The sequence below is a fragment of the Dermacoccus sp. BD5 genome (genome assembly GCF_044878485.1).
Taxonomy (GTDB): Bacteria; Actinomycetota; Actinomycetes; order Actinomycetales; family Dermatophilaceae; genus Dermacoccus; species Dermacoccus nishinomiyaensis.
Genome location: NZ_JANJER010000002.1, coordinates 87,870 through 113,880 on the forward strand (window position 1 = coordinate 87,870; position 26,011 = coordinate 113,880).

Genomic DNA, 26,011 nt, shown 5'->3' on the forward strand with positions numbered 1-26,011 from the left:
GAGGAGCTCGGACGGGCGAAAAAAGTTTTTCATCTTCCACGCCCCCACTCGACACGATGTGTCGTTACATTGCATTCATCGACATCACACGTCACTGAACGTCATCGTTCGTCATGGATGTTGATCGGCGGCGACACGAGTCGCGCCGAGGCGCATGACGCGACGACGAAGGCGGAACGCGATGATCACGACGACCAGGGCGAGCACGTCGAACCCCTCGAACACACCTGTCACGCCGCAGCAGCTGAGGAGCGCCGGCATCCTGGCGGGCCTCAGCGCACCGCTGCTCGCGACAGCAGCCGTGGCCGTCGCCGTCACGACCCGACGGGCGCTGCCCGGGCCCGGCGCGACGAGCGAGGACGTCATCGGCGTCGCCGCGGGCGCCGTCCTCACGCTCGCGCTGGCCCGCCTGGCGTGGCTCAGTCTTCGCTCTGCCCTCGACCTGCGGTGCGAGGCACGGCTGCTCGTGGCGGGCGACCTCGAGTGTGGCCGATCGGCGCTCGTCCGAGTTCAGGTCTGCGATTCGCGCTCTGTCGTGGCGCGCTCTGCACCGGTAACGGCGGACGCGACGGGGTCGAGAACCCGCACGGCGAGTCTGTTCCTCGCCGTCGCGGCACTCATCACCGTCGGCGCGCAGTCGGCCGGGGCCGCCGAACCCGCGCCGCGCCCGTCGTTCTCCGTCTCGGCCGAGGTGATGCCGCCCGCCTCGGCCTCTGTCACCGACGCAGCGGCCCCTTCCGGGGCGGTCTCGCCAGCGGCCGCCACTCCCTCGGGCGCGGCACCTGCGTCTGGCACAACCAGCTCGCACTGGCCCGACCGCGAGGCCCCCGACGTCGACGCCCCGGACTTCGAAAACCCCGACCTCGACGCCCCTGACCTCGACTCCCCCGCGTTCGGTTCCCCAGCGTCCGTGTCGGCCCCGTCCGAGGCACGCACATCCGACTCGGCCACGTCCGACACGCCCCAGCCAGCGGTGCCGCGTCCCGGCTGGACGCCGGATCCGTTCAGTACCTCGAACGAGCTGTCCGCCATCGTGCTGGGCACGCCGCGCGGTTCAGGCACGGCCGCGGAACACAGGACGCACGTCGTCGTGCGCGGCGACACGCTGTGGAGCATCGCGGCGTCCTACCTCGCCCCGGGCGCACCGGCGGAAGACGTCGCGGCGTCCCTGCCGGGCTGGCTCGAGGCCAACCCGCTGCTGCGGCTCGATCCGGACACGATCGAGGTCGGCCAGCAGCTCACCCTTCCTGCGTCCTTCGTCTCGACCACCTCAGCGTTCGGAGCCCACCGATGACCACCCTCACCCTCGAACGAGCGAGCGTCGCACCCCCGCGCGCGGCCCACGAAATGCCGCGTGAACTCGATCTGCACGAGATCGGCGGGTTGCTCGACGGCTCGCTGCGCGTCGCCGACGTGCCGGCCATCAGCGCGCGCCTCGCGGTCGACGTCAGCCGCGAGCGCCTGCCGCACCGCGGCGAGCACGACGAGATCTTCGGCCCGCAGCACACGGCGACGTCCGCGTTGCCGGACGCACGGGTGTGGACGCAGCGCTTCGCCCTGGCGCTCGTCGAGGCTCTGGCGGGGCGTCGCTCACCGACGCAGCTCACGCCGCACACGAGCCCGGACGTGCTGGCCCGCATCCAGCGACGCCACCGCACGACACTGCGTCGCGGTGCCGCGCCCGGACCGACGGGCGTGCGGCGCGTTCAGGTGTGCCAGCCGTGCGACGGCGTCGTCGAAGCGGCCGTCGTCGCCCGCGTCAACGGCCGTGCGACGCCGATCGCCCTGCGCCTCAACGGGGTCGACGGGCGCTGGCAGGTCACCGTCCTCGAGCTGATCTGAGCGTGTCCGCGCCTCAGCGCTTGCGCTTCTTGCCGCCCTTGCTCTTGCGGCTGCGCGCTGCGGAGCGACGCTGTTCGCGCGACATCTGCTCTTCGTCGTCCATGACGTGCCCGTCCTTGGCGACGACGTGCTCCTCAGCGAGGCCCTCCTCGTTGGGCGCCGTGAAGTGCAGCTGCTCCTGCTTGGGTGCGGGCGTGGATGCCTCGACCTCGGCGGGGTCGACGTCGACGTGGAAGAACAGCTGCGTGGACTCCTCCTTGATCGACTCCGTCATCGCCTCGAACATCTGGAAGCCCTCGCGCTGGTACTCGACGAGCGGGTCGCGCTGAGCCATCTGCCGCAGGTGGATGCCCTCCTTGAGGTAGTCCATCTCGTACAGGTGCTCGCGCCACTGGCGGTCGAGGACGGTGAGCACCACGCGTCGTTCGACCTCGCGCGCAACGCTCGAACCGAGGAAGGCGACGCGGTCGTCGAACGCGTGCTGCGCATCGGAGCGCAGTTCCTCGCCGAGGATCTCCGGCGTGATGCCGGCGCGCCCGCCGAGCTCCGCCTCGAGCTCCTCGAGACCGATCGTGATCGGGTAGAGCTCCTCGAGGGCGCCCCAGAGTCGCTCGAGATCCCAGTGCTCGGAGAAACCGTCCGCGGTCGCCGTCGCGACGTACGTGTCGATCGTGTCGTTGATGAAGTGGCGCATCTGGCCGTCGATGTCACCCTCGAGCACACGCTTGCGTTCGGCGTAGATCGTCTCACGCTGACGGTTGAGCACGTCGTCGTACTTGAGGACGTTCTTGCGGATCTCGAAGTTCTGGCCCTCGACCTGGCCCTGGGCGGACTGGATCGAGCGGGAGACGATCTTGTTCTCGATCGGCTGGTCGTCGTCCATGCCGGAGCCCGACATGAACCGGTCGACGAGCGCCGCGTTGAACAGGCGCATGAGGTCGTCCTGCAGCGACAGGTAGAAACGCGACTCACCGGGGTCGCCCTGGCGACCGGAGCGTCCGCGGAGCTGGTTGTCGATGCGGCGCGACTCGTGACGCTCGGTGCCGAGGACGTACAGGCCGCCGAGTTCCTTCACCTCGTCGTGCTCGGCCTTGACCGCGGCCTCCGCCTTCGCGAGGGCCTCGTCCCAGCTCGCCTCGTACTCCTCGGGCGTCTCCTCCGGGTCGAGGCCCCGCTGCTTGAGCGCGGCGACGGCCATGAACTCGGGGTTGCCACCGAGCATGATGTCGGTGCCTCGACCGGCCATGTTGGTCGCCACGGTGACGCCGCCCTTGCGCCCGGCCTGCGCGACGATGGCGGCCTCGCGCTCGTGGTGCTTCGCATTGAGCACCTCGTGCGCGACGCCCTTCTTGCGAAGCAGCTCCGACAGGCGCTCCGACTTCTCGACGCTCGTCGTACCCACGAGGACTGGCTGGCCCTTGCGGTGACGCTCGGCGATGTCGTCGGTGACGGCACGGAACTTCGCGTCCTCGGTGCGGTAGATGCGGTCGGGCTGGTCGACGCGCTGCGGCGGGTTGTTCGTCGGGATCGTGACGACACCCAACTTGTAGATCTGGTACAGCTCGGCGGCCTCGGTCTGGGCCGTACCCGTCATGCCCGACAGCTTGTCGTACATGCGGAAGTAGTTCTGCAGCGTCACCGTCGCGAGCGTCTGGTTCTCGTTCTGGATCTCGACGCCTTCCTTGGCCTCGATCGCCTGGTGCACACCCTCGTTGTAGCGACGTCCGGCGAGCATGCGGCCGGTGTGCTCGTCGACGATGAGGATCTCGCCGTTCATCGCGACGTAGTCCTTGTCGCGCTTGAACAGTTCCTTCGCCTTGATGGCGTTGTTGAGGTAGCCGATGAGCGGCGAGTTCTGCGCCTCGTAGAGGTTCTCGATGCCGAGCAGGTCCTCGACCTTCTCGATGCCCGGCTCGAGCAGGCCGACGGTCTTCTTCTTCTCGTCGATCTCGTAGTCGCCCGGCTTCGTGATCTTGCCGTCCTTGCCCTTCTCCGCGCGCGTCAGGTGCTCGACGATCGAGGCGAACTCGACGTACCACTTCGTCGCCGCGTCGGCCGGGCCGGAGATGATGAGCGGCGTGCGTGCCTCGTCGATGAGGATCGAGTCGACCTCGTCGACGATGGCGAAGTTGTGGCCGCGCTGCACGAGCTCGTCCGTCGACCAGGCCATGTTGTCGCGCAGGTAGTCGAAGCCGAACTCGTTGTTCGTGCCGTACGTGATGTCCTTGTTGTACTCGTCTCGGCGCTGCGCCGGCGTCATCGACGACAGGATGCAGCCCGTCTCGAGCCCGAGCGCCCGGTGCACGCGGCCCATGAGCTCGGACTGGTACTCGGCGAGGTAGTCGTTGACGGTGACGACGTGGACGCCCTTGCCTTCGATCGCGTTGAGGTAGCTCGGCAGTGTCGCGACGAGCGTCTTGCCCTCACCGGTGCGCATCTCGGCGACGTTGCCCATGTGCAGCGCGGCACCACCCATGATCTGCACGTCGAAGTGACGCTTGCCGATCGTGCGCTTGCTCGCCTCGCGCACGGCGGCGAACGCCTCGGGCAGGATCTGATCAAGGCTCTGCCCGTCCGCGAGTCGCTTGCGGAACCGGTCGGTCTCCTCCCGCAGTTCGGCGTCGGTGAGCTTTTCGAAATCCTCTTCGACGATGTTCACCTGAGCGGCGATCGCCTCGAGCTTCTTGAGCGTTCGTCCTTCGCCGGCGCGCAGAACACGTTCGACAATTTTGGGCACGCGAGACTCCGTAAATCGTTGATCGATCACCTCGGGCGACGGGCCGTTCTCACGGGCCCTCACGCGAGGTGGCGCCCGACGCGCGGGCACAGTTCCCCTAAGAGTAATGGGTGAGCGGCGGCGCCGCCCCGTCAGAGTCCGCTGGGTCGGGTGCGTCTGCGGTTGCCTGTTCCCCCGGCGCCTGACGCAGCAGCGCGCGCGCCTCGGCGCGCGAGGACACCCCGAGCGTGCGATAGATCCGGGCAAGGTGGTTGCGCACGGTGTTCTCCGACAGGAAGAGCGTCGCGGCGATGCTGCGGTTCGAGCGGCCACGAGCCACAAGGTCGAGCACCTCGCGTTCGCGCGCGGACAGGGCATACGTCGGGTGGGGCGCCCGGGCGAGGGCGCATGCCACCGCCCACACCTGAGCCGCTCGCTCGGGTGCCACGTACGGCTCGTCGGCACGCAACATCCGGGCGAGCGCCGCTTCGTCGAGTGGCGTGGGCACCTCGGCGAGCACACCGTGAACACCGCAGCGGATGGCGGTGGCGAGGATGTCGTCGTCATCGGTGACGACGAGCAGGTGCTCGGGGGTGGCGTGTTCGAGCTGCGCGAGCAGCTCCGCGGCGCTGCGCGGCGCACACCACCGCCACGGCACCTGGCCGCCGGTGATGACGCCGGCATCAGGTCGGCGACCCCTGAGAAGGTCGCGCGGCGCGCCGGCGACGTTCATCGTTCGAGCCTGTTGGACGAGAGCGCTCGCGTGCACGAACCCGACCCCATGGAGGCGTCAGGGCGCGTTCGCCGGGCGGCGGGCGGTCCGTGACGCACCCGCAGCCCGGCGTCATCGGGCGCGCTGCTCAGGCTGTCTCCTCCAGCGTGTCCGGTGCTTCGTCGACGACGTCGAGGTGGATCACTCCATAGCTCCACCCACGGCGGCGGTAGACGAGGCTCGGACGACCGCTGCTCTTGTCCTGGTAGAGGTAGAAGTCGTGGCCGACGAGTTCCATCTCGCGCAGGGCCTCGTCGACGTCCATGGGCGCGCTCGCGTGCACCTTCTCGCGCAGCTGCACCGGGCAGTCCGGATCCTCACCGAGCTGGGCGGCCTCCGGCGCGTCGTCGCGCGTGTCGGGCATGATCTCGAGCACCGGCAGATCCGCCGTCGCCTCCGCGACGGACATCGTGCGGTGCTGGCCGCGCTGGATACGACGACGGTCGTGCTGGCGGCGCAATCGCTCACCGAGCTTTCCCATGACGAGGTCGAGGGCCGCGTACTCCTCGTCCGCCGACGCCTCCGCGCGCACGACGGACCGCTTCGAGCGGCACGTCACCTCGACGCGGTAGGCCTCCTTGGCGCGGCGCGGGTTCGGCTCGTGCGTGATGACGACGTCGCAGCGCATGACGCGCGGGTCGAGCTGCGGAACCTTGGCCAGCTTGTCCTCGACGTGTCGCGCGAGGCGGGCAGGAACCTCGACGTGTCGGCCGGTCACGGTGATCTCCATGGAAATCGACTCCTCGGATCGAGAGAAACTTCGGTGAGAAATCGGCCCCGTCAGCCCGGCTGCAGGCGTCGGGAGCCGCTTCGTGCGCGCCACCACCTCCTGCGGGGATGCTTGTTCGATGTCCTCCAACCTAACCCCCCATCGACGCCCGGGGAAGGGTTCGGGAACGGTCGATTCCGGCCGCCCCCGCTGCGGGCGCCGGCGGGGTGTGATCGTCCCGCGGTCAGCCTGCCGAGCGGGCGTTCGGCTCGTGCGGCGTCGCCGCGAGCGCCGCGACGGCGACGACCCGCACGCCCGCTCGTTCCAGCGTCGCGTGCGCCGCGGCGAGCGTCGCGCCGCTCGTCACGACGTCGTCGAACAGGACGACGCGCGCGCCGGCGCGAACGAGACGCTCCGCCGTCCGCGGCTCGATCCTGAAGGCCCCTTCGACGTTGCGGCGTCGCTCGGCGAGAGTCAGCCGCGCCTGATCCGCGACGCCCCGATCGCGGTGCCGCAGCAGGCTCCGTCCGCTGACGAGGCTGGTGCCCCGACACACGGCGTCGCACAGTTCGCCCAACGGAAAGCGTCCCCGCTCACGGTAGGCCGCGGCCCGGGACGGAATGGGCACGAGGACGAGTGGCCCGGCGCCGGCCGATGGCCGCGCGCCCAGCGCGGCATCTTCGAGTGTGGCGTCGGTGAGTGCGCGAGCGAGCGAGCGGCGCGCGAGGCGCACGAGGACGTCGAGGCCGTCGCTGCGTCCACGATCCTTGAACGCCGTGATGGCCTCGCGCAACGGCCCGTCGAACGCCGCAGCGACGGCGACGTCGAGTTCGGGGGCGTGATGGGCTCGCACCGTGAACGCTTCACGGCACAGACCGGCGTCGCACGTCGCGCACCAGCTCGGGCCCCATGCGCCGCAGCCGAGACAGTTCGACGGCCACGCCAGATCGACGACGTCACGCAGCGCGCCCCTCACCCACGCGACCGGCGGCGTGAGCCGGGCGCCGACGTCGCGAGACTGGCGGGGCACACCCGCGATGATGCCGCCCGCGCGACGACGTCACCACCGACACGCGCTCGCCCCTGTGGACGAGGGTGCGCCGCAGCGCTCCCCCGGGCCACAGCCGTCACCGGTTGTGGACGACGGAGTCTCGGCCCACGCTGTCCGGCGCGCTTTCGACCACCTCATCCAGAGCGACGAGCACGTTCGGCGCGCGCCGAACGACGGCGTCCCAAGCGGAGACGGGTGTCAGGATCGCGGGGCGATGAGGTCGCCCCGGGTGAGGAAACTGCTCCACGAGGAGCCCTGGCGCGTGAAGACGGTGTTCGCGTCGGTTCGCACGAACAGGCCGCTTCGCCCGTCGAGAGTAGACACGAGGCTGCTCGCGCCCGTGACGCCGCCGAGGGGCACCGGGGCGTCGTCGAGCGGCACGAGGGTCGGTTGCAGGAGACCGTCGCTCGTGCCGAGGACGGCAAGTGACGTTCCGTCCGCCCACACGACGTCCTTGACGTCGTGCACGCCCGGCGCGATGTCGTGCGCCGGGCCGAGGGAGACAGGTCGACCGCGCTCGTCGCGTTCGACGGCTGCGACGACGGCGCGGGCGTCGTCGCGGTCACGGATGGTGAGAGCGACGCGGGAGCCCTCGGGCGACACGCTGAGCGACGTGACGGAGGACGCGCCGAGCCACGGGACGTCGAGGGCTGTCGGTGTTCGCGTCGGCGAGGTCGACGTCGTGTCGAGCGCCCACAGCGCGGCGCTCGAGGTGTCGCCTGTCCTCTTCGACCTGGACGCCTGCGACGACGGTGATGCCGACGACGTGCGGCCTGCCACCCACAACCATCCGGAGCTGTCGAACGCGGGACGCACGAGCTGGTTTCCGAGATCGGGGACGGTGACGTCGGTGCCGTTGAGCCAACGTCGTACCGACGTGCGGTCCTTCGAGATCGCCGCGATCTGCCGCCCGCCCTGGCCGGCGGCGAGCAACGACCAGTCGGCCGGCACCGCGGGCAGCACGGGGCGTCCCTGCGCCGCGCGGGCGTCGGTGCCCGAGACGGAGTCGTTCGCCTGGGCGTGCGTCCAGGCGAGGTAGGCGCCACTGCGGGAGATGACCTCGTCGAGGCTGTCGGCGGTGATCGAGTAGCCGACCTGGCTCGGGTCGCTCACCTGCGCAGGCAGGTTGTCGGTCTCCAGGCGCGCCCCGCCGACGCGCACTGAGACCGAGCGCACCTCCGGCGCCTGCATGACGGTCGCCGTCACCGACGCCCACAGCGCGGCGCGCGCGGGGTTGTCGGCAGCGCTCGCGCGGCTGGAGAGCGCGACGTCCGCCTCGCCGTCGCGCACGGGCACGGCGTCGACGGCGAGCGCCGTCCCCGTCGGCAGGCTCGTCGCGATGGCGGGGCGCAGCCACTGCGGTGGGGCGGAGAGCGCCGCGCGCGCGAGCGCCGTCGCGAGACCCTGGCGCGGCAGCAGGCGCGGGTCGGGTACGAGCGAGCGTCCGTAGGCGGCCGGGTAGTACACGTTGACGCGGCTGAACAGGCGCGCGACGTCCGTGCTGCTGATCCACACGCCCAGCCCGTCGGGCACCTGGCTGAGGCGCCATCCCCCGGCCGTGGAACCCACCGTGAAGCGCAGGTCGCGGCGGGTCGTCGACGGTTGGCGCACGAGGTGGCCATCGGCGTCGATCGTCGCGACGACGGGGACGCTGAGACGCACCGTCGTCGTGTCGGGGCGGGTGGCCGTGATGTCGCTGTCGCCCGCGAAGACCGTGACGGCGCTGCCCGGTTTCCAGCGACGGCTCGCGTCGCCGGTGAGGAAGGTGCGGGCAGCCTGGTAGTCGTCGTGCGCGGACATCTGGGCGCGTAGGAAACCAGTCGCGATCTGGCGCGGATCGTCGTAGGCCGACGCCGTCAGCGGCTCGACGGCGAGCGGTTCGCTGTCGTCCTTCGCGTCGACGGCCTTGCCCGGCGCGACGCTCGACGTCGAGGGCAACCCGACGCACCCGGCGGTCGCGAACACGCTCGCCGCGGCGGCCACGGCCACCAAGGCGCGCGGCAGCCTGCGTCGTGGGCTCATCGTGGGGCCTCGCCGGCGTCGACGGCGCCCTCACCGTCGATGACCTGGGGCAGTGAGTTCGAGCGCTTCTTCGCATCGATCGCGACCGGGTAGCCCGACGCCAGGCGTGCCCCGCCGTCGGAGGTGCGCATCGTGCCGCTCGAGATCTGTTTCGTCCTCGCGGTGAGGCCGGGCTGCAGCGGGCCCGGACTCGCGGCGATGGCGACGCCCTGCACGCGCGGCAGCGTCAACCGGAAGCAGGAGCCCTCGCCGGGTGCGCCCCACGCCTCGAGAAAACCGTCGTGCAGGCGGGCGTCCTCGAGAGAGATCGACAATCCGAGGCCCGTGCCGCCCGTCGTGCGGGCGCGGGCGGGGTCGGCGCGCCAGAACCGGTCGAAGACCTTGTCCGCCTCGCCCTCCTTGAGTCCGATGCCGTAGTCGCGGACGCTGACGCTGACGGCAGTCGAGTTGGCGCGCAACGTCACGACGACGGGCTGGCCCTGGCCGTGCTCGATGGCGTTGGCGACGAGGTTGCGCAGGATGCGCTCGACGCGGCGGCGGTCGACGTCGATCGTGACGTCGATCGTGACGTCGTTCGGCGCGTCGAGCACGAGGCGGCAGCCGAGCTTGTCGGCGAGCTGCGCGTGCATGTCGTTCACCTCGGCGCACAGCTGGCGCATCGACGTCGGTGTGCGGCTCAGCACGGCGCCGCCGGCGTCGAATCGGCTGATCTCCAGCAGGTCCGCGAGCAGCGACTCGAAGCGGTCGAGCTCCTTCGACAGCAGTTCGGAAGAACGCGCGACGTGCGCCGCGAAGTCGCCGCGTGAGTCGTGGATCATGTCGGCGGCCATGCGGATCGTCGTCAGCGGTGTGCGCAGTTCGTGCGAGACGTCGGAGGTGAAGCGTTGCTGCAGGTGCGACAGGTCCTCGAGCTGGCCGATCTGACGTTGCAGGCTCGAGGCCATGGCGTTGAAGCTCGTCGCGAGGCGCGCGATGTCGTCCTCTCCGCGCACCGGCATGCGTTCGTCGAGGTTGCCGGCGGCGAGGCGCTCGGAGACGTGCGCGGCGGAGCGGACGGGGGTCACGACGAGGCGCGTCGCGAGGTAGGCGCAGGCGCCGAGGAGCAGGATGAGCGCGAGGCCGCCGGCGGCGAACGAGGTGCGCACGATGCTGAGCGAGTCGGCTTCCTTGTCCATCGGGAAGATGAGGTACAGGTCGTACGCGCCGGCGTTGGGGATGCTGACGCGTGAGCCGACCATGACGGCGGGGATGTGGCGGCCGGTCGCGTCGAGGGAGATGATCTTCGTCTGCTGATGCGCGGGGTCGCGGGCGAGGGCGCCGCGCACGTCGGCGGGTGGGGTGAAGCCGCGCGCACGGGCCGTCGCGACGAGGGGGATGCCGGGGCGCGTGTTGTCGCTGGCGCGCATGAGGATGACGAGGCGCGCGGAGTCGTCGAGCGGGCTCGCGATGCGTTGCACGGAGTCACGCGAGAGGTTGTAGAGCGTCGTCATGTCGGTCTTGTCGGTCGCGTCGAACGCGCTCTGGACGTCAGCGGTCTCGCTCAGCGCGATCTGTTGCGCGGACGCGGTCTTGCTGCGCACGAGCCCGTCGGCGATGCCCTGGTACATGAGGGATCCGACGGCGATGACGACGGTGAGGCCCATGAGCATCGTCAGGCTGATGACGCGCACGTGCAGGCTGCGTCGCCAGCTGCGCACGCAGAACGTGACGAGGCGCCTGATTGCGCGGCGGGACGCGTCGTAGGCGCGTCGTAGGACGCTGCGGGGTGCCTCAGGTGGCGGGTGTGCTGGCACCGGCCTTGTATCCCACACCTCGCACGGTCACGACGATCTCGGGCCTCTCCGGGTCCTTCTCGACCTTGGCGCGCAGGCGCTGGACGTGCACGTTGACGAGGCGCGTGTCGGCGGCGTGGCGGTAACCCCAGACCTGTTCCAGCAACACTTCGCGACTGAACACCTGCCATGGCTTGCGGGCGAGGGCGAGCAGGAGGTCGAACTCGAGGGGAGTGAGGGAGATCGGGGTGCCGTCGCGGGTGACGGAGTGGGCGGCGAGGTCGATCGTCAGGTCGCCGATGGTGACGGTTTCGGGTTCGGCGTCGCCGCGGCGCAGGCGGGCGCGGACGCGGGCGACGAGTTCGGCGGGTTTGAAGGGCTTGTTGACGTAGTCGTCGGCGCCGGCGTCGAGGCCGGCGACGACGTCGAGGGTGTCGGTGCGGGCGGTCAGCATGACGATGGGGACGTCGGATTCGGCGCGGATGGCGCGGCACACTTCGACGCCGTTCTTGCCGGGCAGCATGACGTCGAGCAGGACGAGGTCGGGTTTCGCGTCGCGGAACGTGGCGAGTGCTGACGTGCCGTCGCCGCAGTGGGTGACGTGGTAGCCCTCGCCGCGCAGAACGATGCCGAGCATCTCGGCGAGTGCCGGGTCGTCGTCGACTATCAGCACACGGTTCATCACGTGGGGGCCCCTTCCTTCGTGCGGCGCGTGCGCCCGGTGGGGCGCCGTCCTCGGCTCATTGTCACACATGCCTGCGGGCCCTCCCCGGACCTCTTCAGGCGTCCTGCCGTCCCCGGGACGTTCGTCCCCACTCTGCCTGCGCGTGCGTTCTGTCTGGCCGAATGTGGACGTGATTCGCACAGGTGGACGAGAACCTCGAAGGTGGACAGGAATTGCGAATGTGACCGCAAATCGCAGTTGTGCACGCCTCACGGGTGAAACGGCGACAGCCACGCGGGCATCACCGCGTCGCAACGTGGACGGCCTGCGTGTCGCACCGAGCGAGGCCCCCCGGGCCGAGCCGGAAGACGCGCCGAACAAGATCGGAGCCGGAACGCGCCGAGACTGGACCGGCGAGCTTGCGAGCCGGCCAGCATCGGCACGTTCCGGATCGTGCGGGCCGTACCACGTCGCAACGTGGACGGCCCGCGTGTCGCACCGAGCGAGGCCCCCCGGGCCGAGCCGGAAGACGCGCCGAACAGGATCGGAGCCGGAACGCGCCGAGACTGGACCGGCGAGCTTGCGAGCCGGCCAGCATCGGCACGTTCCGGATCGTGCGGGCAGCACCGCGTCGCAACGTGGACGGCCCGCGTGTCACAGTGAGACGGGCCCGCCAGGGCCCGGCCACAAGACGCGCCAGAGAGAATCAATCCGGAACGCGCCGAGACTGGCGCGCGCTTGCGCGCGGTCAGTAGCGGTAGTGCTCCGGCTTGTACGGGCCGGCAACGTCCACGCCGATGTATTCGGCTTGGTCCTTGCGCAGTTCGGTGAGTTCGACGCCGAGGGCGTTGAGGTGGGCGCGGGCGACCTTTTCGTCGAGGTGCTTGGGGAGCGTCTTGACGAGGGGTTTGCCGTTGTCGGTGTAGGCGTTGCCGTTGGTCCACAGTTCGATCTGGGCGATCGTCTGGTTGGCGAACGAGTTGGACATGACGAAGCTGGGGTGGCCGGTGGCGTTGCCGAGGTTCATGAGGCGGCCTTCGGACAGCACGATGATGGAGCGTTCGTCGTCGGCGCCCTTGTCGAACGTCCATTCGTGGACCTGCGGCTTGATCTCGACCTTTTCGATGCCGGGGATCTTGGCGAGGCCGGCCATGTCGATCTCGTTGTCGAAGTGGCCGATGTTGGACACGATGGCCTTGTTCTTCATGCGTGCCATGTGGTCGGCGGTGATGATGTCGAAGTTGCCGGTCGTCGTGACGAAGATGTCGCCGTACTCGCAGGCCTTGTCCATCGTCGTCACCTGGAAGCCTTCCATCGCGGCCTGGAGCGCGCAGATGGGGTCGATCTCGGTGATGACGACGCGGGCGCCCTGTCCGGCAAGGGCGGCGGCGACGCCCTTGCCCACGTCCCCGTATCCGGCGACGACGGCAACCTTGCCGCCGATGAGCACGTCGGTGGCGCGGTTGAGGCCGTCGATGACGGAGTGGCGGGTGCCGTACTTGTTGTCGAACTTCGACTTCGTCACGGAGTCGTTGACGTTGATCGCCGGGAACAGCAGTTCTCCCGCGCGCGCGAGTTCGTAGAGGCGGTGCACGCCGGTGGTCGTCTCCTCGGTGACGCCCTTGATGCGCTCGCCGACCTTCGTCCACTTCTGCGGGTCGTCGGCCATCGTGGAGCGCACGAGGGCCTTGAAGACGCTGAACTCCTCGGAGTCGGCTTCGGTGGTGGGCGGCACCTGGCCGGCCTTCTCCCACTCGGTGCCCTTGTGCACGAGCATCGTGGCGTCGCCGCCGTCGTCGAGGATCATGTTGGGGGCGTCGTCACCGGACCAGGTGAGGATCTCGTTCGTGCAGGCCCAGTACTCCTCGAGGCTCTCGCCCTTCCAGGCGAACACGGGGACGCCCTTCGGGTCCTCGGGCGTGCCGTCGGGGCCGACGACGACGGCGGCGGCCGCGGCGTCGTCCGTCGAGTAGATGTTGCAGCTCGCCCAGCGGACCTCGGCGCCGAGCGCCGTCAGGGTCTCGATCAGGACGGCCGTCTGGACGGTCATGTGCAGCGAGCCGGCGATCTTGGCGCCGGCGAGCGGCTGCGACTCGGCGTATTCCTCGCGCAGGCTCATGAGGCCGGGCATCTCGTGCTCGGCGAGGCGCAGCTGGTGGCGGCCGGCCTCGGCGAGGCTGATGTCGCGGATCTTGTAGTCGAAGGACATGGGGATGTCGTTCCCTTCGGTTGTCGAATGACGTTCTCGATCAGGCGTCGCCGGCGCGCCCCTCTGGGCTGCTTCGCGCATGGGTCATCACCCACGCCGAACGCGTGCTCGTCAGTCTATCCGCCATCACTGACAGGCCGCCGGGGGCGCCGCATCGCTCAGTGCGCGGCGGCCACCTCGCCGCTGCGGCGGGCGAGCGCGGGCGTCACGAGGGCGACGAGGACGAGACCGACGAGGACGCCGACGATGGCGCTGATGAGGGTGTTCGTCAGCCAGGCGAGCACTCCCCCGAGCGCTCCGGTGGCGTCGGCCACGGCGTGCTCGACGTGGTGGACGGCGTCGTACGGCGCGTGCCAGCCCAGTTCGGCGGAGTTCGCCAGCAGGATGTGCCCACCGACCCACAGCATCGCCACGACGCCCAGCGTCGACAGGAACGACATCACCTTGGGCATCGCTGCCACGAGTCCACGGCCGAGCTTCTCGTTCTTGCCCGACTCGACGAGGTGCAGGCCCACGTCGTCCATCTTGACGATCAGTGCGACGACGCCATAGACGAGCGCGGTGATGAGGAACGCGACGACGATGAGGACGATGGTGCGGGTGAGGAAGGGTTCGTGATCGACGGTCTGCAGCGAGATGACCATGATCTCGGTCGACAGGATGAGGTCGGTGCGGACGGCCTCGGCGATGACCTTGTTCTCGTCGACGGACTCGGTGGCGACGTCCTCGGCCAGGTGCTCGGCCGGGGTCTCCTCGCGGTGGGCGCGGCGGTGCGCGAGGGCGTGATGGATCTTCTCCGCGCCCTCGTAGGACAGGTAGAGGCCACCGAGGATGAGCAGGATCGTCACCGCGATGGGCAAGAACTGTGACAGCACGAGGATGACGGGCAGGATGATGAGCAGCTTGTTGCGGATCGAGCCCTTCGCGATCTTCGCGATGATCGGCAGCTCGCGTTCCGCGGCGAGACCCTGCACGTAGCGCGGCGTCACGGCCGTGTCGTCGACGACGACGCCCACGGCCTGCGTGCTCGCCTTGCCGGCAGCGGCGGCGACGTCGTCGACGGACGCCGCAGCCATGCGCGCGAGCGCGGCAACGTCGTCGAGCAGTGCGAACAGTCCGCCCGCCATCAGCGCACCTGCGCGCTTCGGTGCGACGGCGGCATGGCGTCAGGCCTCGGGTGCGGAGCGGCGGGCATCATGCGCACAGCCTAGAGAAACCTGGGAGGCTCACGAAATACGCTGAGGGAAGCTATCCACTCCGAGCTTCAGCCTTCGATGCGCGTCGCACCGTGCTGGGTCGAGCCGCCATCGTTGACCCGCTCGTCGGGCAGGTCGGTGTGCACCGCGGACGAGCGGTGCCCGATACGGCTGCCGACGCGCCCGAGGTCGATGTCGGGTTCGAGGTACATGAGCAACTGCATGTCGGGCTTCGCGGCACGTGCCGCCTGTTCAGCCATGTCGATGGCGTGGGCGATCTCCTCACCCGTGTCGCTCTTGTCGACGGCGAACTTGACGGCGACGAGCAACTCCTCGGGGCCGAGGTGGCTCGTCTTCATGTGGATGACGCGGTTCACGCCGTCCGCCGACTCGATGGCACGTCGGATGTCGCGCACCGTCTCGGGGGTCGCGGCCTCGCCGAGGAGCATGGACTTCGTCTCACGGAACAGGAAGATCGCGACCAGGATGAGCAGGATGCCGATGAGGCCGGCGCCCACGGCGTCCCAGATGCCGTTCTGCGTGACGAGGGCGAGCGAGACGCCGACGAGGGCGAAGACGAGACCGGTGACGGCCGCCGAGTCCTCGCACAGGAGCACGGGCAACTCGGGGCTCTTCGCCGACTTGAGGAACTGCCCCCAGCTCTGTTCGCCCTTCTGCTTGCGTGCCTCCTTGGCCGCCGTCATGAGGGAACGGCCTTCCATGAGGATCGCCAGCACGAGCACGACGATCGGCACCCACCACCAGGCCTCGTCCGTCGACGGCTGCTTCGCTCCGGGCTCGCGCATCTGATGGAACTTCTCGTACGCCTCGAACAGCGAGAACAGGCCACCGAGGGAGAACACGATGATGCTGACGACGAAGCCCGCAAGGTAACGCTCACGCCCGTGACCGAACGGGTGATCCTCGTCCGCGTCCTTCTGGGCCTTCTTGCCGCCGATGAGCAGGAGGATCTGGTTGCCCGAATCGGCGGCGGAGTGGATGCCCTCGGCGAGCATCGAACTCATGCCGGTGAGCAACCACGCGATGATCTTCGTGACGGCGATGCCCAGATTGGCGGCCAGCGCGGCGAAGATCGCCGTGTTGTTGCCGCTGTGCCCGCCCGATCCGGCTTCCTTCTCGTCACTCATGCCCCCGAGAATAGGTGGCGACTCTCGCGCCGCCAACCGCGACGGCGCCGTCACACCCCCTCGATCCAGCGAAGAACCCGCCGCGCCGACTCTGCTCTACCTCAGCGAATCCGACGTCCGGGCAGCGTTCACGGCAGACGTCGCGCACGCCTCGCAGCACGCGGCGTTCATCGCGCTCGGACGCGGAGAGGCGCTGCTGCCCGCACGTCTGCTGCTGCCGGGGCGCGGCGACGACGTCGCGTTCTGCTACGCCGCGCGGGCCGAGGCGAGCGCACCGGCCGTCAGCAAGTTCGGTTCGGTACACGCCGGCAACGTCGACGCGGGGCTGCCCGCGGTGCACGCGCTCGTCACGGTGCTCGACCCGACGACAGGTGTGCCGACGTGCGTCATGGCAGGCACGACGCTGACGACACGCCGCACGGCGGCAGCGAGCGCCGTCGCGATGGAGGCGTTGTGGTCCCCTGACTCGAGCGGGCGCGACGACGTCCGTGTGGCCGACGGCGCAGGTGTCGGTGCCCGGGACGGCACCGGTGTTCATGTCGCGATCGTCGGGAGCGGCGTGCAGGCCGAGGCGCACGCGCACGCGTTGTGCGCCGTCGGCGGTGAGCACACGGTGGGTCGCATCCGGCTCGCGGCGCGCGACCGCGCGAGTGCCGACGAGTTGGTCGCGCGCTGGCATACGACGAGGCCCGAGGGCGCACCCGACATGGAACTCGTCGACACGGTCGAGCAGGCGTGCGCGGACGCCGACGTCATCGCGGTGTGCACGACGTCGACGACGCCCGTGCTCGAGGCGACCTGGGTGCGTGACGGCGCCCTCGTCATCTCCGTGGGCTCGTTCAGCGCCGAGCGATCCGAGGTGCCGAGCGACCTCGTCGCTCAGGCACGCGTCGTCGTCGACGACCGCGAGACGGCACTGGCCGACAACGGGTGCGTCGTCGCGGCCCTCATGGCCGGGGTGCTCGAGACCGGCAGCGTCGAGACGCTCGGCGAGGTGCTCGTGCGCGACGCCGCACATGCCGATGACGATGACGCAGAACGTCACGTCTGGAACGACGACTCCTCGAACAACGGCGTCACCAACCACGGCGCCGCCGACAGCGACGCAGGCGCCCACGGTGAGCGTCGCCCGCGCGTGACGCTCTACGCCTCGGTCGGGATCGGGTTGCAGGACGCTGCCGCGGCCGTCGCGGTACAGGAGGCCGCCCAGCGCGCCGGGGTCGGGACGCCGCTGCCGCTCTGACATCGCTGCCAGGGCTCACTCGCCGTCGCACCCCGGGGTTCATTCGGGGCGCATCCTGGGGCTCAGTCTCGCCGTCGCACCCCGGGGTTCATTCGGGGCGCATCCTGGGGCTCAGTCGAATTCGAGCCCCAGCAGCGCGTTCTCGAGCACCTCGGTGAGCGCCGGGTGAATCCAGTACTGCCCGCGTGCCATCTCGTCGGCGGTGAGCCCGAACGACATCGCCTGGACTGCAGGCTGGATGACGATCGAGGCCTCCGGGCCGACGAGGTGCACGCCGAGCAGCTTCTTCGTCGCCTTGTCGGCGATGACCTTGCAGATGCTCGTCGTGTCCTCGAGGGCCCAGCCGTAGGCGATGTCGCCGTACTTCTGCACCTTCGTCGTGATGGCGTGCCCGCCCTCGCGCGCCTCGTCCTCCGTCAGCCCGACGGTGGCGACCTGCGGGTGCGTGAAGACCGCCGCCGGCACGACGTCGTGCGGGAACGCGCGCAGGTCGTCGGGGTGGACGAGGTTGTGCGCGACGCAGCGCTCCTCGGCGTTGGCGACGTGCTTGAGCTGGTAGCGCGAGGAGCAGTCGCCGAGTGACCAGACGCCGTCAGCGCCCGTGCGTCCGTACTCGTCGACGACGATGCGCCCGTCGTCGCGCACCTCGACGCGGGTGTTCTCGAGGCCGAGGTCGTCGGTGTTGGGGATGCGGCCCGTGGCGACGAGGAGCATCTCGCCCTCGATGACGCGCCCACCTCTCAGCGTCACGCGGATCGTCCCGTCGCGCTGTTCGATCGACTCCATGACCGCATCACGTTCGAGAGCCCACTGGTCGGTGGCGGCGTGGGTGAGGACGCGGCTGACGTCGTCGTCGGCGTGGCGCAGCACGCGCTTTCCGCGTGCGAGCATCGTCACCTCGACGCCGAGGGACGAGAACACGTGGGCGAACTCGAGGGCGATGTACCCGGCGCCGGCGATGACGAGCGAACGCGGCAACTTCTCGATGCGCATGATCGTGTCGCTCGTCTCGTAGGGCACGCCGCTGTCGGTGACGACGGGCGGGATGTTGGGACGCGCGCCGGTCGCGATGACGATCTGGTCGCCGCTGATCTCCTCGTCGTAGCCCTCGACGCGCAGCGTGCGGTCGCCGGTGAAGCGCGCGTGGCCGCTGAACACGGTCGTGTTGCCGTCGTCGCTGCCGCGCTCGCGGTACGCGCGTCCGCCCGCGGAGATCGCGTCGATGCGCCCGAAGACGCGGTCGCGGATGTCGTCCCAGCGCACCTGATCGACGTGCGCGTCGACGCCGAGGCGCGACGCCTCCCGCGCGCTGCGCGCCACCTCGGCGGCCTGGACGAACATCTTCGTCGGGATGCAGCCGACGTTGAGGCAGGTGCCGCCGAAGACACCCTTCTCGATGACGGCGACGCGCTTGTCGGCGAAGTCGGGCGTCACGAGCGAGTTGCCCGAGCCGGTGCCGATGATGACGAGGTCGAAATGAGCCATGCCCCAACCCTAGGCGCAGGCGGGGACAACCCCGGAACGCCGGGCATTTCTTCTCACGGACCTCTCTGCGCGAGCGAGCCTCCCGAGCCTCGAGGCGTCGAACGATGGGCGTCAGTGCGGGTGGCGCAGGCGCTCCATGAGGACGGCCGCCTGCGTGCGCGATTCGAGGCCGAGTTTCGCGAGCAGGCTGGTGACGTAGTTCTTCACCGTCTTCTCCGCGAGGTGCAGGCGCCCCGCGATCTGACGGTTCGTGTACCCCTGCGTGATGAGGTCGAGCACGCGCTTCTCCTGCTCGGTGAGCGCGGCGAGTTCGGGGCTCTCGAGGGCACCGTCACCGCGCAGGCGCGCGCGGATGACGTCGGCGTCGGCGGTGTCGAGCAGCGACTCCCCCGCCGCGACGCGTTCGATCGTGTCGATGAGGTCGGCGCCGCGCACCTGCTTGAGGACGTACCCACTCGCGCCCGCGAGGATCGCGGCGAGCAGGGCCTCGTCATCGTCGTAGGAGGTGAGGATGAGGCAGCGGATGTTCTCGTCGACGCTGCGCACGGCGCGGCACACCTCCATGCCCGTGCCGTCTGGCAGCCGGCCGTCGAGGATGGCGACGTCGGGGCGCGCCGCCGGGATGCGCCGTGTCGCCTCCTCTGCGCTGCCGCTCTCGCCGACGACGTCGCAGCGCCCCGATGACGCCAGCAACTCGGCCAGGCCGCGACGGACGATCTCGTGGTCGTCGAGCAGATACACGCGCACAGTCATGACCCCATTGTGGCCGCTGCGTTGAGTTCGCGCCGCGCGCTCCCCCAGGATGGGCGCATGACGGACTTGACCCTGGTCTCGTTCCAGCCCGTCAGCCGCGTCGGCGTCACACGCCACCCACGCGATCTCGTCACGATCGCGGAAGATGAAGCCCTCGACCGGCCCGGGCAGCGGCCACCGCACCGGATACCCCGACACCGGCTGCTGCTCGCACAGCAGCCGCACGAGCGCGTCCCGATCACCGTCGTCACGCAGCCGAATGTCGACGCCCATGCACAAAACACGGCGCTGACGCCGCGTCAGCTCAGGAGGTTCCTGCCACATCACCGGCGCGCAGGTGAGGACGAAGGTCCCCGGGCGCTGCGGTGAGGCGCGGGTGAGGATGAAGCATGCCCTCACCGAGCGAACCGACACCGGAGCAGATGCTCGATGCCATGGGACGGACCGGTCGGGCGCACGTCAGCGTCTCGCGGGGTGCTCTTCCGTTCGTCATGCCCTGTGGCGTGCGTGTTACGGGTGGCGACGTCGTCGTCGAGACGGCCCACCCGAGCGTCACACGCGGCGCGCAGCGACGCGACATCGCGGCCGTGCAGGTCGAGGCGCTCATCGACGGAACGTGCTGGTCGATCAGCGTCACCGGCCCGCTCGCCATTCGCTCGACGTCGGATGCACCGCAGCGCGGCGATGTCGTCCTGCCGACGCGGGAGGCTCTGTTCAGCGCCGAGTGCCTATCATCGGCGCATGGTCACCGCGTCGATCCGCTCCTTCGATCCGGTCTTGCCGAACGAGCCTGACGAGGCTCTGCTGGCCGCCGTCATCGAACTGAGCAAGGATCTCGAGCTCAAACCACTGCTGCGCCGATTCGTCGAGACCGCAGCGGAACTCACCGGCGCCCAGTACGGGGCGCTCGGCGTGCTCAACGCCGAGGGGCGCTTCGACGACGTCGTCATCCACGGCATCGACGCCGAGACGGCCGCACTCATCGGCGACGGCCCCCACGGCGAGGGCGTCCTCGGCGCGATCATCGCCCACCCGCACACGCTGCGCGTGCCCGACATCGCCGCGCACGAGGCGAGCGTCGGCTTTCCCGAGCACCACCCGCCGATGTCGTCGTTCCTCGGCTGCCCCGTCGTCATCCGCGGGCAGGTCTACGGCAACATCTACCTGACGAACAAGCGCGACGCCGAGGAGTTCTCCGCCCGCGACGAACGGGTGCTCGAGGCGCTCGCGTCGGCCGCGGCGTCCGCCATCGCGCACGCTCGGACGCTCGCCGAGGCGGGGGCCCGCGAGCGCTGGCACCGCGCGGCGGCCGAGGCCGCGCAGCTCCTCTCGCAACTGCCGCCGGCGCAAGCGTGGCCGCAGGTCGTCGCGCGGTTCGACTCGATCCTCACCGCCAACCACGTCGAACACGTGCCGGGTCACCGCAGCGCAGCGCGCCTCGGCGACCTCGCCGAAGAACTGCTCCTCGCGCCGCGCGCACGATTCTTCACGCACGACGTCGCGGCGCGCCTCGTCGACGAGCGCATGCGCTGCGCGATGGTCGTGCCGCTCGCCAGTGACGGCGAGAACCCGGAGCTGCTGCTGTTCGCCTGGGACCGCCCGACGCTTTCGCTCGACCCCGAACCCATGGAGGCCATCGGGCAGACGATCGCGGACCGACTCTCGGTCGCGACGTTGCTCGCCTACCGGCACGCCGAGGCCGAACGCGTCGCCATCCTCGAAGATCGCGACCGCATCGCGCAGGACCTGCACGACCACGTCATCCAACGCATCTTCGCCGCCGGCATGCGCGTGCAGAGTGCGCTGCCGCGCATCGACGACGAGGTCGCCGTCGAGAAGCTCGACGCCGTCATCACCGACCTCGACGAGACCGTCACCGACGTGCGCCGCGCGATCTTCGACCTGCACACCGGTGGCGCCGCGTTGGCGCTCGCGCACACCGTCGACCAGCTCGCCGCGCAGGCGCAGGACGCCCTCGGATTCGCGCCGAGCGTCAGCGTCAGTGGTGCCTACTGGACGCTCGACGACGCCCTCGTCACCGACCTGCTCGCCGTGATGCGTGAGGCACTGAGCAACGCGGCGCGGCACGCGCACGCGAGCGCCGTGCGGGTCGTGCTCGACGTCGGCGACGAGGTGCTCGTCAAGGTCACCGACGACGGACGCGGCCTGCCCGAGCACCTCGAACGACGCTCGGGGATCGCCCACCTCGTCGCGCGGGCCGAGCGACTCGGCGGCACCTGCGTCATCCGCGCGAGGCGCAGTGGCGGCACGGCCGTCGTGTGGCGCGTGCCGAACCGTCGCGCGGCTGTGACGCCCTGACGGGCTGGGCTCAACCGCAGCGAGACGTCACCCTTCGCGCGAGCGCGGTCGGAGTTCGGGCGCTTCAGGCATGGCGTGACGCCTGACGTACTGGCCGCGGCGGGTCAGTAACCGGCCGCGGCCTGTGGGGCGTCCGCGCCGGTGGCGTCGCCGTCGAGCCCGTCGAGAACCACCCGAGTACCCGAGAGGCCGAGACGGCTGGCACCGGCCGCGATCATCGCGTGGGCGGCGGCAGCGTCGCGGATTCCGCCGCTGGCCTTGACGCCGATGTCGGGGCCGACGGTCTGGCGCATGAGGCGGACGGCGTGCTCGCTCGCACCGCCGGCGGGGTGGAAGCCGGTGGACGTCTTGACGAAGTCCGCGCCCGCCGCGACGGCAGCACGGCAGACGGCCACGATCTCGTCATCGCTCAGTGCTGCGGATTCGATGATGACCTTGAGCACGCGGCCCTCGGTGGCCTCGCGCACGGCCCGCACGTCGGCCTCGACGTCGTCGAAACGCCCGTCCTTCGCGGCGCCCACGTCGATGACCATGTCGACCTCGTCAGCCCCCCGCGCCACGGATTCTGCGGCCTCTGCGGCCTTGACGGCGCTCGTGTGCTTGCCGCTGGGGAACCCGCAGACCGTCGCAACCTTGACGCTCGTCTCCACGGGGAGCATCGACGGCGACACGCAGATCGAGTACGCGCCGAGCGCCTCGGCCTCACGGGCGAGGGCGTCGACGTCCGCGCGCGTCGCCTCCGGCTTGAGCAGGGTGTGGTCGACGATCGACGCGACGTGCGCGCGGTCGAACGGGGAGCCTGACGAGGACGAAGCAGCGGTGTTCATGCCACTCAGCCTACCCAGTGACGGGACGGGAGGACGCGCCCGTCGCAGGCCGCGCTCCGCGTCGTCGGTCGCGCCTCGGGCACATGGGTCTGACGGCGAACACGCGCGCTCGGACGTCAGCGGCCGAGCCGGTCGCGCAGTTCGGTGACGTGACGCGAGACTGCGGGGTCGAGGCCCTGCCCGAGCGCGAGGTACGTCGCAGTGAAGTCGACGCGGTGCATGAGCTGCGCGGCCCGCGCGATGGCCGGGCCGGCGTCGGGATGCATCTCGACGACGACAGCTCCCGCCGCGCGAGCGCTCTCCTGGATGCCGCTCGCGACCCCGGCCAGTGCTCCCACGCCACCGGTGCCGTTGCCGCCCAGCCCACTCGCTCCGCCGGGCGCATCGCTGACGAAGAAGCCATCGGCTCCATCACGCCCCGCGCCGGACCCGCCCGTCGCGTCCGAGTGCAGCGTGAGGAACCCGAGGCTCGGTTGGCGCGGGGCGTCGAGGAACGGGTCGGCGAAGATGTCGTCCGGCGCGGAGACGGCGCCTTCCCCCGCGCCGGCAGTGAACGGGCCGTCGAGCGTCGCGACGAGGTCGGCCGCGTCGTCGGGCAGCTCACCCCACGTCATCGGCACGCGCGCCGTGCGGGCGAACATCGACGAGGCCCGACGCGCCGCGAGCGCCGCGACAGGGCCGTCGGCGAGGGCGACGGGCACCGTCCCGGCGAGCTGGAGCGCGGCGAGCTTGGCCGGGTTGACGAAGTGCTCCGACGACGGTCGCAGCGTCTCCGATTCGGCATCCAGCATCGCGGCGGCGACGAGCAGGTCGTCGTCGCTGACGTCGACCAGCCCCAACCGACGGGCGCCCATGAGCACGGGGGTGAGCAGCGACCACAGCGAGGTCCGGCTCGAGACCCGCCCGCGGCCGACACCGATGTGCACGCCGCGAGCGCGGGCACAGACGTCGGCGAGCGGCGAGTCGTCGGCACCGACCGTCAGTAGCGACGCGCCCCGCCGTGCCGCCTCCGCAGCGAGTGCGAGCGGCCCCTCAGCGCGCCCGGACAAGGAGACCGCGATGACGAGGTCGAGCGGCCCGACCCAACCGGGCAGCGGCACGTCGCGCCGCGTCATGACGGGCACCGGCGAACTCGGCTGCGCGAGAGTCTGCAACACATCGCCGACGCGCTCGGACCCGCCGAGCGCCCCTACGAGAACCGAACGCGGTCGTTCGTACCCGGCGACGTCGTCGATGCCCGCTTCGCGCGCGAGCGTCAGGGCCTCACGCACCTGCGCGCCCGCCGTGGCGAGCGCACGCAGCGATCCGCGTGAGTCGCAACGTTCGAGGTGGCCGGCGTCGTCGAGCCAGCTCTCGTCGAGATGGGCCATGACTTCTCCTCGGCTCGGGGGTTCGTCTCAGACATTCGGGGCGCGGCGACGCCGCCGTCGTTGCTCACGTCGAGCGTGTTCGCGGGCCGCGCGGTCGATGACCGCGCGCGCGAGCGTCAGGCGGGCAGCACGCTTGCGTCGTCGGCGAGCAGGACGGGGATGCCGTCGCGTATCGGGTACTGCAGGCGCCCGCCGCGTTCTGCGTCGACCCCGGTGCTGACGAGGACGGGCGCGCCCGAGGCGTCACTCGCGTCCTCCAGCTCGGTGCCGGTGACGGGGCAGCGCAGGATCTCGCGCAGCCACGGGTCGATCGTCAGGGGCCGGCGGCTCTTGTCGTCGTTCACTGAGCTTCTCCTTCGCGGACGGCGGCGAGCGCGGCGTCGCGCACGCGCTCCATGGTGGCGGTGTCGGCGGCCTCGACGTTGAGGCGCAGCAGCGGCTCGGTGTTGGACGCGCGCAGGTTGAGCCACCACATCGGATCGCTCTCCCCCGCGCCCTCGTGGACGAACGTCACGCCGTCGAGCGCGTCCTCGGTGAACTCGCCCTGCGACGCGACCCACGTGCGCACGCGGCCCGTGGCCGCGGCGGCGTCGCTCACCGTCGAGTTGATCTCCCCCGACGCCTCGTAGCGCGCATACGCGGCGACGAGCTGCGACAACGGTGCGTCCCGCTCCCCCAGCGCCGCGAGCACGTGCATCGCGGCGAGCATGCCGGTGTCGGCGAACCAGAAGTCGCGGAAGTAGTAGTGCGCGCTGTGCTCGCCACCGAAGACGGCGTCGTGCTCGGCCATCTGCGCCTTGATGAACGAGTGCCCGACGCGCGTGCGCACCGGCTGTGCGCCGTTCTCGGCGATGACCTCGCCGACGGCGCGGCTCGAGATGAGGTTCGCGACGACCTTGACGTCGGCCGCTGCGGCCCCCCGCGCGACCTCCTTCGCGATCTCGCGCTCCGCGACGAGCGCCGTCACCGCGGACGGCGTGACGGGCTGGCCGCGTTCGTCGATGACGAAGCAGCGGTCGGCATCGCCGTCGAAGGCGAGGCCGATGTCGGCACCGTGCTCGACGACGGCCTGCTGCAGGTCGACGAGGTTGGCCGGCTCGAGCGGGTTGGCCTCGTGGTTGGGGAACGTGCCGTCGAGCTCGAAGTACAGCGGGACGATGTCGAGCGGCAGCTGCGCCAGGCCCGCGTCGGTGCCGAGCACGGCCGGGACGGTGTGGCCGCCCATGCCGTTGCCCGCGTCGACGACGACCTTGAGCGGGCGTCCGCCCGACAGGTCGACGAGACCGCGCAGGAATTCGGCGTACTCGCGCAGCATCTCGCGCTCGGTGACGCTGCCCGCCGGGCCGTCGAACGGCACACCCTGACCTCGATCGAGCGCCCATTGCGCGAGGTCGCGGATCTCGGCGAGACCGGTCTCGAGGGAGACGGGGCGAACGCCCGCGCGGCACAGCTTGATGCCGTTGTACTGCGCCGGGTTGTGGCTCGCGGTGAACATCGCGCCCGGCAGATCGAGCGCACCGGAGGCGAAGTAGAGCCCGTCAGTCGAGCACAGCCCGATGAGGGTGACGTCGACGCCGTACGCGGCGGCGCCGTCGGCGAACGCGCGCGACAGCTCTGGAGAACTCGGGCGCATGTCGTGCCCGACGACGATGGCGTTCGCGCCCTCGGGGCGCACGACAACCTGCGCGAACGCGGCGCCGAGCTCGCGGGCGACGCGCGGGGAGAGCTGGTCGGGCACGAGGCCACGCACGTCGTAGGCCTTGATGAAGTCGTTGAGCGCGGGTGCAGTCACGACGTTCACTCTACCGGCGCGAGGGCCCTTCCCGACCGTCGAAGGGCCTGTCGAACCGGCCCCCGTCGGCGTCGTCGTCATCGGAAGCGTCAGAGAGCGCGTCCGCGGGCGTCTGACCGGG

Annotated in this window: 22 protein-coding genes; 6 read left to right on the forward strand and 16 right to left on the reverse strand. The window is 70.4% G+C overall.

Annotated features, from left to right (window positions below):
- The first annotated feature begins 181 nt into the window (after window positions 1–181).
- On the forward strand, window positions 182–1,294 hold the full coding sequence (locus NQ706_RS02035) for a LysM peptidoglycan-binding domain-containing protein (protein ID WP_167539849.1): 1,113 nt from the start codon (window positions 182–184) through the stop codon (window positions 1,292–1,294).
- Window positions 1,291–1,842, forward strand: a complete 552-nt coding sequence (locus NQ706_RS02040; protein ID WP_038568921.1) for an Rv3235 family protein — start codon at window positions 1,291–1,293, stop codon at window positions 1,840–1,842. Before NQ706_RS02035 ends, NQ706_RS02040 begins: the two co-directional genes overlap by 4 nt.
- 13 nt (window positions 1,843–1,855) lie before the next feature.
- On the opposite strand, the gene secA is transcribed toward NQ706_RS02040, so the two are convergent.
- The 10 genes from secA to NQ706_RS02090 form a co-directional block, all read right to left on the reverse strand.
- The gene (secA, locus tag NQ706_RS02045) at window positions 1,856–4,579 is read right to left on the reverse strand and encodes a preprotein translocase subunit SecA (RefSeq protein WP_038568923.1); all 2,724 of its coding nucleotides are present in this window, start codon (window positions 4,577–4,579) and stop codon (window positions 1,856–1,858) included.
- 97 nt (window positions 4,580–4,676) lie between these two features.
- Window positions 4,677–5,291 (reverse strand): response regulator transcription factor, encoded by a 615-nt coding sequence (locus NQ706_RS02050; protein ID WP_051806017.1) that lies wholly within the window; start codon window positions 5,289–5,291, stop codon window positions 4,677–4,679.
- Window positions 5,292–5,418: 127 nt separating this feature from the next.
- Window positions 5,419–6,060 carry a ribosome hibernation-promoting factor, HPF/YfiA family gene (gene hpf, locus NQ706_RS02055; protein ID WP_038568925.1) on the reverse strand — a complete coding sequence of 214 codons (642 nt, stop codon included), beginning with the start codon at window positions 6,058–6,060 and terminating at the stop codon, window positions 5,419–5,421.
- A 223-nt stretch (window positions 6,061–6,283) separates the two neighbouring features.
- Entirely contained in the window at window positions 6,284–7,069 is a 786-nt protein-coding gene (locus NQ706_RS02060) for a ComF family protein (protein WP_051806019.1), read from the reverse strand.
- Window positions 7,070–7,288: 219 nt separating this feature from the next.
- The gene (locus NQ706_RS02065) at window positions 7,289–9,112 is read right to left on the reverse strand and encodes an LpqB family beta-propeller domain-containing protein (protein WP_081873695.1); all 1,824 of its coding nucleotides are present in this window, start codon (window positions 9,110–9,112) and stop codon (window positions 7,289–7,291) included.
- Window positions 9,109–10,923: an MtrAB system histidine kinase MtrB gene (gene mtrB / locus NQ706_RS02070; protein WP_338032952.1), complete on the reverse strand. Its 1,815-nt coding sequence runs from the start codon at window positions 10,921–10,923 to the stop codon at window positions 9,109–9,111. Before mtrB ends, NQ706_RS02065 begins: the two co-directional genes overlap by 4 nt.
- A complete protein-coding gene (gene mtrA / locus NQ706_RS02075) occupies window positions 10,883–11,569 on the reverse strand; it encodes an MtrAB system response regulator MtrA (RefSeq protein WP_404360281.1) in 687 nt (228 codons plus the stop codon). Before mtrA ends, mtrB begins: the two co-directional genes overlap by 41 nt.
- Before the next feature lie 727 nt (window positions 11,570–12,296).
- Window positions 12,297–13,757, reverse strand: a complete 1,461-nt coding sequence (gene ahcY / locus NQ706_RS02080; protein WP_038568933.1) for an adenosylhomocysteinase — start codon at window positions 13,755–13,757, stop codon at window positions 12,297–12,299.
- Between the two features lie 158 nt (window positions 13,758–13,915).
- Entirely contained in the window at window positions 13,916–14,884 is a 969-nt protein-coding gene (locus NQ706_RS02085; protein WP_006944429.1) for a DUF808 domain-containing protein, read from the reverse strand.
- 137 nt (window positions 14,885–15,021) lie between these two features.
- A complete protein-coding gene (locus tag NQ706_RS02090; RefSeq protein ID WP_051806021.1) occupies window positions 15,022–16,101 on the reverse strand; it encodes a cation diffusion facilitator family transporter in 1,080 nt (359 codons plus the stop codon).
- Between NQ706_RS02090 and NQ706_RS02095 the strand changes: the two genes are divergently transcribed.
- On the forward strand, window positions 16,100–17,344 hold the full coding sequence (locus NQ706_RS02095; RefSeq protein ID WP_051806022.1) for a hypothetical protein: 1,245 nt from the start codon (window positions 16,100–16,102) through the stop codon (window positions 17,342–17,344). The genes NQ706_RS02090 and NQ706_RS02095 overlap by 2 nt on opposite strands.
- A gap of 111 nt (window positions 17,345–17,455) precedes the next feature.
- Here NQ706_RS02095 and mtr read toward each other — a convergent pair whose 3' ends face one another.
- A complete protein-coding gene (gene mtr / locus NQ706_RS02100) occupies window positions 17,456–18,829 on the reverse strand; it encodes a mycothione reductase (protein WP_038568935.1) in 1,374 nt (457 codons plus the stop codon).
- 111 nt (window positions 18,830–18,940) lie between these two features.
- Complete coding sequence (locus NQ706_RS02105) at window positions 18,941–19,582, reverse strand: response regulator transcription factor (protein WP_038571274.1); 642 nt, start codon at window positions 19,580–19,582, stop codon at window positions 18,941–18,943.
- A 57-nt stretch (window positions 19,583–19,639) separates the two neighbouring features.
- On the opposite strand from NQ706_RS02105, the gene NQ706_RS02110 reads away from it, so the two are divergent.
- Genes NQ706_RS02110 through NQ706_RS02120 form a run of 3 tightly spaced genes read left to right on the forward strand, consistent with a single transcriptional unit; the run spans window position 19,640 to window position 21,901 of the window.
- A complete protein-coding gene (locus NQ706_RS02110; RefSeq protein ID WP_131941318.1) occupies window positions 19,640–19,951 on the forward strand; it encodes a hypothetical protein in 312 nt (103 codons plus the stop codon).
- Window positions 19,952–19,971: 20 nt separating this feature from the next.
- Window positions 19,972–20,376 carry a hypothetical protein gene (locus tag NQ706_RS02115; protein ID WP_038568943.1) on the forward strand — a complete coding sequence of 135 codons (405 nt, stop codon included), beginning with the start codon at window positions 19,972–19,974 and terminating at the stop codon, window positions 20,374–20,376.
- Complete coding sequence (locus tag NQ706_RS02120) at window positions 20,324–21,901, forward strand: GAF domain-containing sensor histidine kinase (protein WP_038568945.1); 1,578 nt, start codon at window positions 20,324–20,326, stop codon at window positions 21,899–21,901. The genes NQ706_RS02115 and NQ706_RS02120 overlap by 53 nt, the downstream gene beginning before the upstream one ends.
- Before the next feature lie 104 nt (window positions 21,902–22,005).
- Here NQ706_RS02120 and deoC read toward each other — a convergent pair whose 3' ends face one another.
- From deoC to NQ706_RS02140, 4 genes are all read right to left on the reverse strand, one after another.
- Window positions 22,006–22,728 carry a deoxyribose-phosphate aldolase gene (deoC, locus tag NQ706_RS02125; RefSeq protein ID WP_006944421.1) on the reverse strand — a complete coding sequence of 241 codons (723 nt, stop codon included), beginning with the start codon at window positions 22,726–22,728 and terminating at the stop codon, window positions 22,006–22,008.
- Between the two features lie 116 nt (window positions 22,729–22,844).
- Window positions 22,845–24,098: an SIS domain-containing protein gene (locus NQ706_RS02130; protein ID WP_038568947.1), complete on the reverse strand. Its 1,254-nt coding sequence runs from the start codon at window positions 24,096–24,098 to the stop codon at window positions 22,845–22,847.
- A 116-nt stretch (window positions 24,099–24,214) separates the two neighbouring features.
- Window positions 24,215–24,442 (reverse strand): Trm112 family protein, encoded by a 228-nt coding sequence (locus NQ706_RS02135; RefSeq protein WP_006944432.1) that lies wholly within the window; start codon window positions 24,440–24,442, stop codon window positions 24,215–24,217.
- Window positions 24,439–25,899 (reverse strand): phosphomannomutase/phosphoglucomutase, encoded by a 1,461-nt coding sequence (locus tag NQ706_RS02140; protein WP_038568949.1) that lies wholly within the window; start codon window positions 25,897–25,899, stop codon window positions 24,439–24,441. The genes NQ706_RS02135 and NQ706_RS02140 overlap by 4 nt, the downstream gene beginning before the upstream one ends.
- Window positions 25,900–26,011: the final 112 nt, after the last annotated feature.